This is a genomic window from Janthinobacterium agaricidamnosum NBRC 102515 = DSM 9628 (assembly GCF_000723165.1).
Classification (GTDB): Bacteria; Pseudomonadota; Gammaproteobacteria; order Burkholderiales; family Burkholderiaceae_D; genus Janthinobacterium; species Janthinobacterium agaricidamnosum.
Genome location: NZ_HG322949.1, coordinates 5,527,826 through 5,543,722, shown reverse-complemented (window position 1 = coordinate 5,543,722; position 15,897 = coordinate 5,527,826). Strand labels below are relative to the sequence as shown.

General features: G+C 59.9%; 11 protein-coding genes and 1 tRNA gene. 7 read left to right on the top strand and 5 right to left on the bottom strand.

Annotation, left to right across the window (positions count from 1 at the left end; all coding sequences use genetic code 11):
* Positions 1-36: 36 nt before the first annotated feature.
* Positions 37-534, bottom strand: coding sequence for an SRPBCC family protein (locus GJA_RS23970; RefSeq protein ID WP_081905677.1), 498 nt, complete (start codon positions 532-534; stop codon positions 37-39).
* Between the two features lie 299 nt (positions 535-833).
* Here GJA_RS23970 and GJA_RS28795 point away from each other — a divergent pair, with 299 nt between their 5' ends.
* Together GJA_RS28795 and GJA_RS26925 are read left to right on the top strand one after the other, a co-directional pair.
* Positions 834-1,127 (top strand): beta/alpha barrel domain-containing protein, encoded by a 294-nt coding sequence (locus tag GJA_RS28795; RefSeq protein WP_038497492.1) that lies wholly within the window; start codon positions 834-836, stop codon positions 1,125-1,127.
* Positions 1,055-1,639 (top strand): oxidoreductase, encoded by a 585-nt coding sequence (locus GJA_RS26925; RefSeq protein WP_439951408.1) that lies wholly within the window; start codon positions 1,055-1,057, stop codon positions 1,637-1,639. The genes GJA_RS28795 and GJA_RS26925 overlap by 73 nt, the downstream gene beginning before the upstream one ends.
* A 99-nt stretch (positions 1,640-1,738) precedes the next feature.
* Here the strand turns inward: GJA_RS26925 and GJA_RS23955 are convergent, their stop codons facing one another.
* The 3 genes from GJA_RS23955 to GJA_RS23945 form a co-directional block, all read right to left on the bottom strand.
* The gene (locus tag GJA_RS23955) at positions 1,739-3,448 is read right to left on the bottom strand and encodes a cation:proton antiporter domain-containing protein (RefSeq protein WP_038497486.1); all 1,710 of its coding nucleotides are present in this window, start codon (positions 3,446-3,448) and stop codon (positions 1,739-1,741) included.
* A gap of 392 nt (positions 3,449-3,840) precedes the next feature.
* A complete protein-coding gene (locus GJA_RS23950) occupies positions 3,841-4,962 on the bottom strand; it encodes a beta-ketoacyl-ACP synthase III (RefSeq protein ID WP_038497483.1) in 1,122 nt (373 codons plus the stop codon).
* A gap of 194 nt (positions 4,963-5,156) precedes the next feature.
* The gene (locus GJA_RS23945; RefSeq protein WP_038497480.1) at positions 5,157-6,620 is read right to left on the bottom strand and encodes a S41 family peptidase; all 1,464 of its coding nucleotides are present in this window, start codon (positions 6,618-6,620) and stop codon (positions 5,157-5,159) included.
* Positions 6,621-6,943: 323 nt separating this feature from the next.
* Here GJA_RS23945 and GJA_RS23940 point away from each other — a divergent pair, with 323 nt between their 5' ends.
* The 4 genes from GJA_RS23940 to GJA_RS23925 all read left to right on the top strand — a co-directional run bounded on the left by GJA_RS23940 (position 6,944) and on the right by GJA_RS23925 (position 14,363).
* Complete coding sequence (locus GJA_RS23940) at positions 6,944-7,540, top strand: hypothetical protein (RefSeq protein WP_038497478.1); 597 nt, start codon at positions 6,944-6,946, stop codon at positions 7,538-7,540.
* A gap of 174 nt (positions 7,541-7,714) precedes the next feature.
* A complete protein-coding gene (locus tag GJA_RS23935) occupies positions 7,715-9,940 on the top strand; it encodes a TonB-dependent receptor plug domain-containing protein (protein ID WP_038497475.1) in 2,226 nt (741 codons plus the stop codon).
* A gap of 118 nt (positions 9,941-10,058) precedes the next feature.
* The gene (locus tag GJA_RS23930; RefSeq protein ID WP_038497472.1) at positions 10,059-12,113 is read left to right on the top strand and encodes a M13 family metallopeptidase; all 2,055 of its coding nucleotides are present in this window, start codon (positions 10,059-10,061) and stop codon (positions 12,111-12,113) included.
* 174 nt (positions 12,114-12,287) lie between these two features.
* Complete coding sequence (locus GJA_RS23925; protein WP_038497469.1) at positions 12,288-14,363, top strand: M13 family metallopeptidase; 2,076 nt, start codon at positions 12,288-12,290, stop codon at positions 14,361-14,363.
* Between the two features lie 174 nt (positions 14,364-14,537).
* Here the strand turns inward: GJA_RS23925 and GJA_RS23920 are convergent, their stop codons facing one another.
* Positions 14,538-15,143, bottom strand: a complete 606-nt coding sequence (locus GJA_RS23920; protein WP_038497466.1) for a c-type cytochrome — start codon at positions 15,141-15,143, stop codon at positions 14,538-14,540.
* A gap of 212 nt (positions 15,144-15,355) precedes the next feature.
* Here GJA_RS23920 and GJA_RS23915 point away from each other — a divergent pair.
* Positions 15,356-15,431: transfer RNA gene (locus tag GJA_RS23915), tRNA-Arg, on the top strand.
* The last annotated feature ends 466 nt before the right edge of the window (positions 15,432-15,897 follow it).

The window sequence follows — 15,897 nt, the reverse complement described above, 5'->3', positions numbered from 1 at the left end:
AAACATGGTGGAATGAGCTTGGGACGGCGGCGGCGTTTATTCTTTCTTGCTGTCGATGCGGGCCAGTACCGCGCTCATCATGCGCTCGATATCGCCGCGTATCATCTGGTTGCCGAACATGCCCGGCACATAAAAGCTGGGCAGCAGCTTGCCATGGTAGCTGATGCGGGTGCCGCCGGTTTCCGGTATCGGGGTCAGTTCCCAGCGCGCTTCATAGTGCTTCATGTCGCCGGAAATGAGCGAGATGTCGATCGCCGACAGCGGCGTCTCGTTGACGCGCACCACCAGGTGGATCGCTTTCGATATGAACAGGAAATGCGCCGTGCCGAACTGCTCGACGATCACCTCGTTGCCATTGCGCGAGACCACCCGGCACGACGACAAGTCGGGCACGAATTCCTGCATACGCTCGTAGGTGGTCAGGATACGCCAGACGGTCGGCAGCGACGCCGCCACGCTGCCTGTCGCGTTGACTTCATACATGCGTTCCGCATCGATGTCGACGCGCTTGACCGCGACCTCCAGCTTGGGCATCTCCAATTTGGGCGCCTGAGCCACGGCCGATCCAGCGCACAGCATCAGCAGGCTAAGGATTAGTGGCTTCATCCGCTCAGACTACGGGAAAGAATGGCAGAACACAAGGGCCGCGCACGCTGTCGTGAGCGCTGTTCCGCCTTCCCATGGCGGCAATATGGTTTTTAGCATCCATTATCTAGAAAAGTACGCGTTAATGCACGGGCGCGGCATGCGCCGACAATCCTGATCAATGAGACCCGACACACCATGAACGACTATCCCCACTTGCTGGCCCCCTCGACCTGGGTTTCACCACCTTGCGCAACCGCGTCATCATGGGCTCGATGCATAGCGGCCTGGAAGACCGCTTTTACCACTACGGCAAACTGGCGGCGTTTTACCGCACACGGGCCCGCGGCGGCGCCGGCCTGATCGTCACCGGCGGCATTGCGCCGAACCGCTCCGGCTGGCTGCTGCCGTTCGGCGGCACGCTGAATTTTCTCGGCGACGTGCTCAACCACCGCCGCGTGACGCGCGCGTGCCGGCCATCGTCACGTCGGTGCCGCGCGGCGCCTTCGCCAGCGTGGCCGGCCGCCTCAGGCGCGAAGTGAACATCCCGGTGGTGGCCTCGAACCGCATCAACATGCCGTTCGAGGCGAATCACATCATCGAACGCGGCGACGCCGACCTGGTGTCGATGGCGCGGCCGTTCCTGGCCGATCCGGAATTGGTCAACAAGGCGGCCAGCGGCCGGACCGATGAAATCAATACCTGCATCGGCTGCAACCAGGCTTGCCTCGGCCATACCTTCGCCAATCGACGCGCCAGTTGCCTGGTCAACCCGCGCGCCTGCCACGAAACGACGCTGGTGTACGCCAGACAATCCGCGGCGCGCAAGGTGGCCGTGGTCGGTGCCGGCGCCAGCGGCGACGCCGCTGCGCCAGATCTTCCTGTTGCAGCGCAAGGCGTCGAAAGTGGGAGCGGGGCTGGGTGCACCGCGCCGCGCTGGCCAGGAACGGCGTCGGCATGCTGGCCGGCGTCCGCTACGACAAGATCGACGGTGAAGGATTGCACATTACCGTCGGTGGCCGGCAGCGGATACTGGCGGTCGATAACGTGGTGATTTGCGTCGGCCAGGACAGCCTGGCCGAATTGATGCCGGCCGAAGCTGAAAAGGCACAGGGCGGGCCGCGCTTCCACAGATAGGCGGCGCCGGTCCAGCTTAATGTCCGCCGTGGCCGGCCTTCTTGTCGAAGCTGTCGAGCACGTGCTGGGCCATGCCGTTGGCCAGTTCGTGTTCGCCGATGAAGACCTTGCCGGCGTTTTCGGCGCGCAGCAGATCGGCTTCTTCCTCGCTATGGGTACGCACCACGCTCAGGATGTTCGGATTGAGCGTGCGCGCCGTTTCGATCATCGCGCGCACGTGGAAGGTGTCCGGCGTGGCGATCACCAGCATCGTCGCATGGGTGATGTGGGCCTGGATCAGCACCGCCGGCTCGCCGGCGTTGCCGGCCACCGCCGGGATGCCCTGCTTGCGCAGCTGGTCGACGATTTCGCGGTTTTGTTCGGCCACCACGAAGTGGATGCCGCGCTCGGTCATCGCGGCGGCGATGCGCCGTCCGACCCGGCCGTAGCCGACCAGCACCACTTGTCCCGACAGTTTTTCCTGCGCCACGCTGACCGGCAGTTCGGCCAGCGGATCGGCCGGACGCTCGAACTTGCGGGCGAAGTCGCTATTGCCCATCCAGTTCACCAGCGGCTTGGCCATCGTGAAGACCAGCGGGTTGAGCGCGATCGACAGGATCGCGCCGGCCAGGATCAGGCTTTGGCCTTCTTGCGGCATCAAGCCCAGCGACAGGCCCAGCGCGGCCAGGATGAACGAGAATTCACCGATCTGCGCCAGGCTGGCCGACACGATCAGCGCCGTCTTCGGCGGGTAGCGCAGCGCGATCACCAGCAGGAAGGCGGCAGCCGATTTGCCGAAGATGATGATGGCGCACACGGCCAGTACTTGCAGCGGCTTGTCGACCAGGATGTTCGGCTCGAACAGCATGCCGACCGAGACGAAGAACAGCACCGCGAACGCGTCGCGCAGCGGCAGCGATTCTTCGGCGGCGCGGTGGCTCAGTTCCGATTCGCGCAGCACCATGCCGGCGAAGAAGGCGCCCAGCGCGAACGATACGCCGAACAACTGGGTCGATGCGTAGGCGATGCCGACCGCGGCGGCGATGGTGCACAGCGTGAACAGCTCACGCGAACCGGTGCGCGCCACTTGCCACAAGATCCACGGGAACAGCTTGCGGCCGACCACCAGCATGAAGACGATGAACCCGGCCACCTGGCCGAAGGTGATGGCCAGCGTGCGCAGCAGGCTGACTTCGGCGGCGCCCGGTGCGACCGTGCCGCCCAGCGAACCGGCGAACGGCGGCAGCAGCACCAGCACCAGCACGGTGACCAGGTCTTCGACCACCAGCCAGCCGACCGCGATGCGGCCGTTCAGCGAATCGAGGATGCCCCGTTCTTCCAGTGCGCGCAGCAGCACCACGGTACTGGCGACCGACAGCGCCAGGCCGAAGATCAGCCCGCCGCCTATGCTCCAGCCCCACACATGGGCCAGGCCCATGCCCATCGCCGTGGCGACGGCGATTTGCAGGATCGCACCGGGCAGTGCGATGCGCCGCACGTCCCATAAGTCCTCGATGGAAAAATGCAGGCCGACGCCGAACATCATCAGCATCACCCCGATCTCGGCCAACTGTCCGGCCAATTCCGCATCGGCGACAAAACCCGGCGTGGCCGGTCCTATCATGATGCCGGCGGCCAGATAACCGACCAGGGCCGGCAGTTTCAAACGTGTGGCGATAAAGCCAAAGACGAGGCCGAACCCTAGGGCGGCGGCGATGGTGGTGATCAGGCTGATGTTATGGGGCATGCGTTATGGGTTCCTTATGAGGGAGCTGTCGGCCAATAAATGGGTAAAAAATGGAAGTGCGTAGCATCGCCTGTATCGCGGCTTGGAGCCTATCCCGCTACTGAGAAGCACCAGAAGAGGACGTATTCATCTACTGGGATAGGCTCTTAGTATAAACGCATCGAAGCGCCGTTGCGGTATGTTACGCGTAGGAAAGTTAGAAAATCCCTAATCTTGCCGAATTAACGGTAGATTAAACGATATTTCATCGTTTTTGTTGTGAATTGCCGAGAAATAGGCAAATGAATGGAAAACCAGGCAAGGGAAAAGGACAGGCCGGAGCGGCGATTGGCACGCCGCTCCATTGACAGAAGAACCAGAGCTGCTGCTTTACATGTTGTTTGGCGCCGTGCTTACAGCTTGCGCACCACCACGCAGCCGATCGAGTAACCGGCGCCGAAGGAGCAGATCACGCCCAGCGCGCCGGCCGGCATGTCGTCCTGGTATTTATGGAAGGCGATGATGGAACCGGCCGACGAGGTATTCGCGTATTCGTCGAGGATCACCGGCGCTTCCTGCGGCTCGGCGTCGCGGCCGAGGATCATGCGGGTGATCAGCAAGTTCATGTTCAGGTTAGCCTGGTGCAACCAGTAGCGGCTCACTTGCGGCACTTCCAGGCCGGCCTTGGCGATGGTCGCCTTGATCATCTCGGCGGCCATCGGGCACACTTCCTTGAACACTTTGCGGCCTTGCTGGCGAAACAGTTTGTCGGCTTTGCCTTCGCCGGTTTCATCAAAACGGTTCAGGAAACCGAAATTGTTGCGGATATTGTTGGAAAAACTGGTTTTCAGCTGGGTTTCGAGGATTTCGAACTGGTGCTTTGACGTCGCCGTGTCTTTCGCTTCGACGATGATCGCGGTGCAGGCGTCGCCAAAGATGAAATGGCTGTCGCGGTCGCGCCAGTTCAAATGGCCGCTGGTGATTTCCGGATTCAGCACCAGTACCGCGCGTGCCTGGCCGCTTTGCACGGCGGCAACGGCGGTCTGGATGCCGAAGGTGGCCGACGAGCACGCTACGTTCATGTCGAAACCATAGCCGTCGATGTCCAGCGCTTGCTGCACTTCGACCGCCAGCGCCGGGTAGGCGCGCTGCATATTGCTGCACGCCACCAGCACCATGTCGATATCGGCGGCGCTGCGGCCGGCCTGCTGCAGCGCGGCGCGGGCGGCGGCGACCGCCATGTCGGCCTGGATCGACAATTCATCGTCGCCCCGTTCGGGGATGCGCGACACCATCCGCGCCGGGTCGAGGATACCGTCCTTTTCCATCACGTAGCGCGCCTTGATGCCGGACGCCTTTTCGATGAAGGCGACGCTCGATCCTTCCAGCGCGGTGACCGTGCCGTCGGCGATGGCCGCCGCATGCCCGGCATTGAACTGTTCGGCGTAAGCGTTAAAGCACGTGACCAACTCTTGGTTGGAGATCGAAAATGGCGGCGTATACAGTCCGGTACCGCTGATAACGGCTTGTCTCATGATTAAGCTTTCAAATTGGGCAATCGGCTTAATGCCGATAATTTCCCAAATTCTACACAAACGGAATCAACATTAGAGAGATTGGTGCTATCTTGGTAATATTTTTTTGTCATAAAAATTATTAGTTTAGCTCCGAAAAAAAACGGCGCCTTGATTGGCGCCGTTGTTTCGCGGTGTTTTGCTGTAAGGCGGATTTATTTTTGATTCATCGTTTTTTTCGCGGTATCGGCTTGCACGATCGCCGATTCCGCCTTGGCCAGTTGCACCGGCAAACCTTTTAAATGGTTCAGCGCCTGGGCCAGCTGGAAGTCGTCCCTGGCGCCGTATTCCAGCGGCTTGTGGGTTTTTTCCAGCGCCACGGCGCGCAACTGTTCTTCCAGTTCATCGTGGACACCGGCTTGCTCGCCGCCTTTCAGCTTGTCCTGGGTATCCTTGTCGCGGTCGTTGCTCAAATGCTTGCTCAAGTCCGCTTCGCGCATGCGCAAGCTGTTCAAGCCGTCGCCATCGGCGTTTTCATCGACCATCAAATCGGGCACGATGCCCTTGGCCTGGATCGAGCGGCCGTTCGGCGTGTAATAACGGGCGGTGGTCAGTTTCACCGCGGTGTCGGCGGTCAGCTGGCGGATGGTTTGCACCGAGCCCTTGCCGAAGGTCTGGCTGCCGAGAATGATCGCGCGCTTGTAATCCTGCAAGGCGCCGGCGACGATTTCCGATGCCGACGCCGAGCCGGTATTGACCAGCACCACCATCGGCACGGTTTTCAGTGCGGCCGGCAATTTTGCCAGCGCATCCGGTTCGCTGCGCAAGGCATAGTATTGCGGGCTGCCGTAAAACACTTGCTTGGAGTCCGGCAACTGGCCATTGGTCGAGACGATCGCCGCATTCTTCGGCAGGAAGGCCGCCGAGACGCCGATCGCGCCTTGCAGCACGCCGCCCGGATCGTTGCGCAAGTCCAGGATCAAGCCTTTGATGTGCGGGTCTTGCTGATAGAGCGCGCTGATCTGGGCCGCCATGTCGTCGACCGTCGGTTCCTGGAATTGCGATACGCGCACCCAGGCGTAGCCCGGTTCGATCAGTTTCGACTTGACGCTTTTCTGGTGGATTTCTTCGCGCGTGATGACAAACACCAGCGGCTGCGGTGCATCCTTGCGGGCAATCGTCAGCGTCACCTTGCTGCCTGGTTCGCCGCGCATTTTCTTGACCGAGTCGTCGAGGCTCATGCCCTTGACCGGCGTCGCGTCGAGCCGGGTGATCAGGTCGCCCGGCTTGATGCCGGCGCGGTAGGCCGGCGAATCCTCGATCGGCGCGACAATCTTGATATAACCGTCTTCGCTCTGGCCGATTTCAATGCCGAGGCCGACGAACTTGCCTTCCGAACCTTCGCGCAATTCGGCGTAGGCCTGTTTGTCGAGGTAGGCCGAATGCGGGTCGAGCGAGGCGACCATGCCGCTGATGGCGTCGGTCAGCAATTTCTTGTCTTCGACCGGTTCCACATAATCCGACTTGATCAGGCCGAATACGTCGGCCAACTGGCGCAATTGCTCCAGCGGCAGCGCCGGTTCGACCGGTTTTTGCGCCATCGCCGAAAATTGCAGCGAGACGGCGACGCCGGCGACCACGCCGAGGCCGATCAAGCCGGTATTTTTAAGTTTGCCCATGTTTCACCTGTTGATACTGAAAAGCACACACCGGCCCGGAAGGAGCGGCGCTTCGATCAAAGTATAGCCCCGTTTTCCAGGGCGCGTCTTAACCATCGATTAAATGCCTGCCCTACGCTTGCCATGCGGTTTTGGCTGCCCCAAAAAGGGGCGTTAAAGTAGCCTGTTTGTATGCTGTGTATCCCTTTTATTTACGACAGTAAGTAATTGTAAGAGTTGCGTGGGAAGGTAAAACCGGGGCCTATAGTCCGCTCAGTTCTTACCCGAAGTGGTTTTTTGCCTGCGCCTTAAAACGCAGGCGTTTTTTTGTCTGGAGCATTCACATGCCTTCATTTTCTCTCCGTTCTGCGCTGCGCCGTGTGAGCCTGGCCATGGTGCTTGCCGGTAGCGCCGCCGCGTCGTACGCGCTGCCCGTGATGGACATGCATCTGGAGGACTTGTTGCCGATGGCGCAAGATTTCAAGCAAGAGTTGAACTTGAACGCCAACCAGCAAATCCTGTGGCAGCAAGTGGAAAGCAAGACCCGCCAATTGCTGCGCGAACGGGCGGCGCGCCGCGAACATCTGCAATCCGCGCTGCAGCAAGGTTTGCTGGCGCCGACACTGGAATTGCGCGACATGGCGCCGGCGCTGGACGCGGAAACGGCGGCCAGCGCCGCCGAAGAAAAACAGTTGCGCGAATGGTGGCTGACCGTCAACGATGCGCTCGATGAACATCAGCGCCAGCAAGTCGCCCAATTCCTGAGCGGACAATTGGCGCGCGTGATGGATGGCGCGCCCCGGCATGATGCGCCGGCGCGTCCGAAGAGCGATGGCGGCGGCGGGCGCAAAGGCGGCCGCGGCGGCATGGGCGGCATGGGTGGTATGGGTGGTATGGGTGGTATGGGCGGCGCGGGCGGCGTGGGCGTACCGGGATCCTGATACCACGGCAGCGCCAGTGTTGCGTGAAACGGGCGCATGTGTATCGTAAAGTAAAAAACGGCCGCGGAGGCATCCGCAGCCGTGGCGCGGCGCATAAAATATGAAGCTGACAAGTTCTTGCTGAAGCCACGCTGTATTGCCAGCCACAGCGCCATCCCTACCCTGTGCGATCCTATGAGTAAATTGCTTCCTGCCGCGTGCCTGGTTTTCCTCAGCGGCGGCGCCGGTCAATTGTCTGCCGCGCCTCAAGAAAATCCTGATCCAGCCACTATTCCGGCCAGCCAGGATGACACGCTCGGCAAGCGCGATGGTAAGAGCTTGCCGCAGATTAACGTCAACGGCAGCCGCGCCAGCGACATGGATGAACGGCGCCAGTCGACGGCGGCCAAGCAAGTCTATGGCCGCGAAGAACTGGACCGCAATGGCGACACCAGCCTGGGCGATATCCTGAAGCGCTTGCCGGGCGTGACGATGGGCGGCCGGCCGGGACGCGGCGGCGAAATCCGCATGCGCGGCCTGGGCAGTGGTTATACCCAGGTGCTGCTGAACGGCGAGCGTCCGCCGGCCGGCTTTTCGATGGATGCCCTGTCGCCCGACCAGGTCGAACGGATCGAAGTGATGCGCGGCCCGGTGGCCGAACACAGCACGCGGGCGATCGCCGGCACCATCAATATCGTGTTGCGCGACGGTTACCAGCAGCGCGACAGGCAACTGAAACTGAGCGACAGTATCGAGCAAGGCCGGCATGGGCCGAATCTGTCGCTGACGGTGCCGGGCAAGGAGGGCGCGCTGACGTATCTGTTGTCGGCGTCGGTATTTCAAAGTCGCCAGCAAGATTTCAGCACCACCCATAACCTGGATAGCGACAGCGATGGCGAGATCCAGAAAGAGCAACTGGTGCGCGATGGCGCCGCGCGCCGTTCGCGCGGCATCCATTTGACGCCGCGCCTGTCGTATAAATTCGACGGCGGCGACACGCTCAATTTCCAGCCGTTTTTAATGAGCAGCCGCAGCGACGGCAGCATCAGCAGCTTGCTGGACCAGGACAGTGGATCGGCCCCTGCGGAATATGCCAGCGCCGACGGCGCCACGCACGCCAGCAGCACGTTCTTGCGCGGCTTCGGCAACTGGCTCCATAAAATGCAGGGCGCGGCCAAGCTGGACGTCAAGTTCGGTTTCGGCAACGGCCGCAGCGACAGCGATGCACGGCGCAATCAATACAACGCCACTGGCGGCTTGCTCGACCAGTTCATCGATAGCGACACCACCCGCGACCGCAGCGCCAATAGCGGCGGTAAATATACGGTGCCGCTGGGCAAGAACCATTTGCTGGCGGCCGGCTGGGATGCCGAATGGAACCAGCGCCGGCAAACCCGCGTGTCGCTCGACAACGGCGCGCCGTCGTTCGCCGATTCGGGCGACAACCTGAGCGCCGACACGCGCCGCTTTGCCGGTTTTGTGCAGGATGAATGGGATATCACGCCGCAATGGGGCGCGTATTTCGGCGTGCGCTGGGAAGGCATCCGCACCACCAGCCAGCTGGCCGGTAACGATATCGTCAACCAGAGCAGTGTCTGGAGTCCCTTGCTGCATGGCGTATGGCGCATTCCCGGCCATGAAAAAGACCAGGTGCGCATGAGCCTGACGCGCAGCTACCGGGCACCGGCGCTGAACGACTTGATCGCCTTGCCATCGCTGTCGCGGCTGAACAGCGCGACCCGGCCCGACCGCATCGGCAATCCGAACCTGAAGCCGGAACTGGCGACCGGCATCGACCTGGCCTATGAACATTACCTGGGCCGCAGCGGCATCATCAGCATCGGCGGGTTTACGCGCAACATCGACAAGCTGATGCGGCGCGACATCAGCTTGCAAAATACCGGCACCGGACCGCGCTGGGTGTCGGCGCCGGCCAATATCGGCAATGCGCGCACCAGCGGCATCGAACTGGAAGCCAAATTCCAGCTCGTGGAATTGATGGAGCATGCGCCTGCGATCGATTTGCGCAGCAATTACAGCCGCTTCTGGTCGAATGTCGACGGTATTCCCGGGCCGAATAACCGGCTCGACCAGCAAGCCAGACAGACCGCCAACCTGGGCCTGGATTACCGCCTGAAAGATGTGCCGCTGACGCTGGGCGGCAGTTTCAACTGGACCCCGGCCACCACGGTGCAAACCAGTTTGACGGAAACCGTCAGCGGCGGCGCCAAGCGCGTGCTGGATGTATATGGTTTGTGGAAATTCAATGCGCGCACCCAGCTACGTATTTCAGCCAGCAACCTGCTGGCCGACGACTACCACAGCGGCCGCCTGGTCGACAGCAACGGCCTGGCGCAAACCGCGCAGACCATGGCCGACACTTATCGCGTGCTGAATGTCAGGCTGGAAACCAAGTTTTAATTGTTCAAAACCAACTTTAGCATGCAGTGGTCATGTGTTGCTTCTCGTGCTACATTGCTGAATTACTGCCGCCAGGTTTCCTGGCCGCAGTAATTTTCCATGTACCCGAGGACTCTACGTGAAACGATATCTTTTGAGCAGCCTGACCCTGTTGGCTGCCTTCGCGAATGCCGCGCCCGCCGCCCCTGCCGCCCCTGCCGTCGACGCCGCTCCGGCGGCAGCGCCGGTTTCGGGCATCGAGGTGCAATACATCGATAACAGCATGCGCGCGCAAGACGACTTTTTCACCCATCTGAATGGCCAGTGGCTGAAAACGACCGACATTCCTGCCGACAAATCGAGCTGGGGCTCGTTCGCCAAATTGCGTGACGACACCCAGCCACAATTGCGCGGCATCATCGAAGCGGCGCAAAAAAACCAGGCGGTAAAAGCCGGTTCCGAAGTGAAAAAGATCGGCGACCTGTATACCAGCTACATGGACGAGAAAAAACTCGATGCGCTGGGCATCAAGCCGCTGGCTGGCGAACTGGGCCGCATCCGCGCGGTGCGCGACAAGAAGGCCATCCCGACGCTGATCAGCCACCTGAACCAGATCGGCGTCGCCACGCCCTATGGCACCTATGTCGGCCAGGATGCGCGTGAATCGACCAAATATGCGGCCTATGTCGGGCAGGGCGGACTGGGCATGCCGGACCGCGATTATTACCTCGACGCCAAGCTGGCCCCGGTCAAGGCGAAGTACCAATTGCACGTTGAAAAAATGCTGAACATGGCGGGCGCCAAGGACCCGGCCGCCAGCGCCAGGGCCGTGGTGGCGCTGGAAACCGCGCTGGCCCGGATACAATGGAGCAAGGTCGAAAACCGCGATCCGGTCAAGCGCTACAACAAGACCGAGATCGCCAGGCTGGGCGAGCTGACCCCGGGCTACGACTTGAAATCGGGCCTGGCCGCGTCCGGCATCGCGACCAAGGTCGATTACGTCATCGTCAGCCAGCCGAGCTACTTCACCGGCTTCGACCAGATCGTTGAAAAAACCGGCCTGGATACCTGGAAAGCTTATTTTGAATGGCAATTGGTGCGCAGTTACGCGAATTACTTGTCGAAAGATTTCGTCGACGCCAGCTTCGACTTCTATGGCACCACCATCAGCGGCGTCAAGGAAAACCAGCCGCGCTGGAAACGCGGCGTCGGCACGGTCGAAAGCGCGCTGGGCGAAGCGGTCGGCAAACTGTATGTTGAGCAATACTTCCCGGCCGAACGCAAGGTCCGCATGGAACAACTGGTCAAGAACTTGCTGGCCGCTTACCAGCAAAGTATCGATACGCTCGACTGGATGGGGCCTGAAACCAGGAAGGAAGCGCAAGCCAAGCTGGCCAAGTTCACGCCGAAAATCGCCTACCCGAACAAATGGCGCGATTATTCGACGCTGAGCATCGCCGCCAGCGACCTGGTCGGCAATATGATACGCGCCGCCGATTTTTCGGCCAAGCGCCAGCTCAGCAAGCTGGGCAAGCCGATCGACCGCGAAGAGTGGAGCACGACGCCGCAAACCGTCAACGCTTTTTACAACTCGACGAAGAATGAAATCGTGTTCCCGGCGGCGATCTTGCAAGCGCCATTCTTCGACGCCAATGCCGACGATGCGGTCAACTATGGCGCGATCGGCGCCGTGATCGGCCATGAAATCAGTCACGGCTTCGACGACAAGGGCAGCCAGTCCGACGGCGACGGCAATTTGCGCGACTGGTGGACCAAGGAAGACCGCAAGAACTTCGGCGCCAAGGCCGATGCGCTGAGCAAACAATACGACGGCTACAGCCCGCTGCCGGGCTACCACGTCAACGGCGCGCTGACGCTGGGCGAAAACATCGCCGACAATTCCGGCCTGGCGATCGCCTACAAGGCGTACCAGCTGTCGCTGGGCGGCAAGCCTGCGCCGGTGATCGACGGCTTGACCGGCGACCAGCGTTTTTATGCCGGCTGGGCCCAGGTATGGCGCAGCAAGATGCGTGAAGAACAGCAAATCGTGCAAATCAAGAGCGATCCGCATGCGCCGGCCCAGTTCCGCGTCAATGGCGTCATGGTGAACCAGCCTGCCTTTTATGATGCGTTTGGCATCAAGGAGGGCGACAAGATGTACCTGGCGCCCGATCAGCGCGTGATTATCTGGTGATTTCTCGGCAAGTATTTTGTCAATAATGAATAAAAGAAGGCCATTGGACATGGCCTTTTTTGTATTAATATGGAAAAACTATCGGTAGCGCCGGCGCTGTGCTACAGTCAAAATCCGGGCCGGAAGCCTAGAGCGTTCCGACCCCTTTATTCAACACATCAATAAAGGATACAAGTGAAACGATATTTGCTAAGCGCACTCACCTTGAGCTTGCTGGCCGGCGTCGCCGGAACGGCTGGAGCGGCCGATGCCGCTAAAACAACCGCGCCAGTGGCGGCTACAGCCGCCGCGCCGGCCGGACTGGTGTCCGGCATCGATATCCAGTACATCGACCCGGCCGTGCGCGTCCAGGACGATTTCTTTACTCACTTGAATGGTAAATGGTTGCAAAGCACCGAAATTCCGGCCGATAAATCGAGCTGGGGCAGTTTCGCCAAGCTGGACGACGATACCCAGCTGCAATTGCGCGGCATCATCGAAGCGGCCGCCAGCAATGCCAGCCGGGTCGCCGGGTCGGACCAGCAAAAGATCGGCGATTTCTACAATAGCTTCATGGACGAGAAAAAGCTGGAAGAACTCGGCCTGACCCCGCTGAATGCGGAACTGGCCAGGATTGCCGCATTGAAGGACAAAAAAGAATTGCCTGCCTTGTTCGGCCATTACAGCAGGCTGGGCGTCAACGCGCCATATGACTTCGGCGTCAGCCAGGACGCCAGGGATTCGACCAAGTACGTGGTCGATTTTGTCCAGCGCGGCCTCGGCTTGCCCGACCGCGATTATTACCTGGAAGCGAGCAAAGCCGACATCCGCGCCAAATACCTGGCCCATGTCGAAAAAATGCTGGCCTTGTCCGGCGACGGCAATGCCGCGGCCAATGCCAAGGCCGTGCTGGAAGTGGAAACCGCACTGGCCAAGGTACAGTGGAGCAAGGTCGAAAACCGCGACCCGGTCAAAACCTATAACAAGGTCGAGATCGCCAAACTGGCCGCATTGATCCCGGGCTACGACTGGAATGCCTACCTGGCGGAAACCGGCATCGCCGGCAAGGTCAGCTACGTCATCGTCAGCCAGCCGAGCTACCTGAAGGGCTTGAGCGCGGTACTCGACAAAACCCCGCTGTCGAGCTGGCAAGCCTATTGCCAATGGCATGTGCTGCACGCCCATGCGGCCTACCTGTCAAAAGCCTTTGTCGATGAAAACTTCGCCTTCTACGGCAGCACGCTGACCGGCGTCACCGAAATGCGGCCACGCTGGAAACGCGGCGTCGGCACGGTGGAAGGCGCGATAGGCGAAGCGCTCGGTAAACTGTACGTCGAGCAATATTTTCCGGCTGACCGCAAAGCACGCATGGAAGCGCTGGTCAAGAACTTGCTGACCGCCTACAAGCAAAGCATCGACAAGCTCGACTGGATGAGCCCTGCGACCAAGAAGCAGGCGCAAATCAAACTGGCCAAGTTCACCACCAAGATCGGCTATCCGAACAAATGGCGCGATTATTCGGCGCTGACGGTGTCGAAAGACGACTTGCTCGGTAACGTGCAGCGCGCCAACGCGGTCGCGCATGAGCGTGAACTGAACAAGCTGGGCAAGCCGATCGACCGTGATGAATGGGGCATGACGCCGCAGACAGTGAATGCTTACTATAGCCAGGAACTCAATGAAATCGTGTTCCCGGCCTCGATACTGCAAGCGCCGTTCTTTGACGCCAACGCTGACGACGCGGTCAACTACGGCGCCATCGGCGCGGTGATCGGCCACGAAATCAGCCATGGCTTCGACGACCAGGGTGCGCAATATGACGGCGACGGCAATCTGCGCGACTGGTGGAGCAAGGCCGACCATAAGAACTTTACCGCCAAGACCAAGCAACTGGTTGCCCAATACAATGGCTTCAGCCCGGTCAAGGGGTATTTCGTCAACGGTGAACTGACGCTCGGCGAAAACATCGCCGACAACTCCGGCCTGGCGATTGCGTATAAAGCGTACAAATTGTCGCTGAACGGTAAAAAAGCGCCGCTGATCGATGGCCTGACCGGCGAGCAACGTTTCTACAGCGGCTGGGCACAAGTCTGGCGCATGAAAATGCGTGAAGCGCAGCAGTTGGTGTATCTGAAATCGGACCCGCATTCGCCAGCCCCATTCCGCGTCAACGGCACCGTGCGCAATCAGCCTGGCTTTTACGACGCCTTCGGCGTGAAACCGGGCGACCAGATGTACCTGGCGCCAAAAGACCGCGTGATCATGTGGTAACCAGTTTCAACTGGCGTTGAAAAGACGATGCCGCCCGGCGCAAGCCTGGCGGCATTTTTCATGGGGGCGGCCGGCATCACAGATGACGCAGGCGTAAAAAAACCGCCCATCATGGAGCGGTTTTCCAACCTCAGAAATCTGATGCGGACATCAGGCTTCTCAACAGCCAGGCGATTACTTCCTGGCGTCCGCAGCGGGGGCGGAAGCGGCTGCCGCATCCGGCGCGGCGGCAGGCGCGGCGCCATCGGCAGGCGCGGCCGCTGCTGCTGGCGCAGGCGCTTCCGGTTCCTTGAACTTGGCGCCGCTCGCATTGGCGATGTAGACCACCGCGCGGGCTATTTCAAAATCGTCGAGGTCGGGATTGCCGCCTTTGGCCGGCATCGCGTTCAAGCCCAGCAAAGCATGCTTGAGGACGGTATCGTAACCATGGGCGATGCGCGCCGCCCACGCGCCGGCATCGCCGAATTTCGGCGCACCGGCAACGCCGGCACCATGGCAGGCGACGCAGGTACTGTTATAAATCGCTTCACCGGTCTGGAATACTTTGGGCGCGTTGGCGTCTTTCAGCGTGAAACCGACATCGGCCACCGGTTTCAGGCGTTCGGCGATGACTTCGGGAGCCTGGCTGTCGGAGCCGCGGCCCGTCAATTTTTGCGTCGTCACAAACTGCACCAGCAGGATAATCCCGATCACGGTGACTAAGAAAAAGCCTACAACCGCAGCAACCAGCTGCTTCGGCGTTCTGATTGCGGATTCGTGCTCGTTGTGTGCGTCGCTCATGATTTCCTTACAATTATCTAGCTGGTGGCTGAAGGCTTCTGGCTGTGCGGCGTATCTTTTTTGCATGTCAGGATGTAAACGTTCGCCGAATTTGCGATTATAGACTCAAAAAATCCTCTTTGGAATCAAATCCCCCCCAGATACGACACTTTCCATGGACGGGATTCAAGAAAAACGGTATCCTACGCATCACTTCAAGTATCTCCCCCCGTGCGGCTGTAGCTCAGTGGATAGAGTATTGGCCTCCGAAGCCAAGGGTCACTGGTTCGATCCCAGTCAGCCGCACCAGTAAAACTGCAGGTTATCAGGCAGTTTTGGGAATATGAAGATCGCTTGGTCAAGTTTTGGGAAAGTTTTTGGGAAAATATTCCCAAAAATATTTTCTGAATTGTGTCCCGACCAGCGTCAGAATTGGTGCACTTATCCCTATACGGTAATTCCAACACTATGGAGTTACCCGTGCCAAAAAAACGACAACATCGTTCTGAGAAGTACATTCACATTGAAGAGCGCAACGGCGCTTACCGTGCCAAGGTCACTGTTTCGCATCAAAAGGATTCGAATACTTTCTCCACTTGGGATGAGAGTATGCGCTGGGCTCGCCAGCGTCGGCAGGCGTTCTTGGATAGCCAAGATGCCAACCAAGGGGCGCCGGTACCGGCGCCCTTAGCGGTACCGGCCCAAGTAGGGCCTATTTATGCTTATCCATTCACCTATCATGCCCCACCTGCTGTAAAGCTAGTGGACGTGTTTG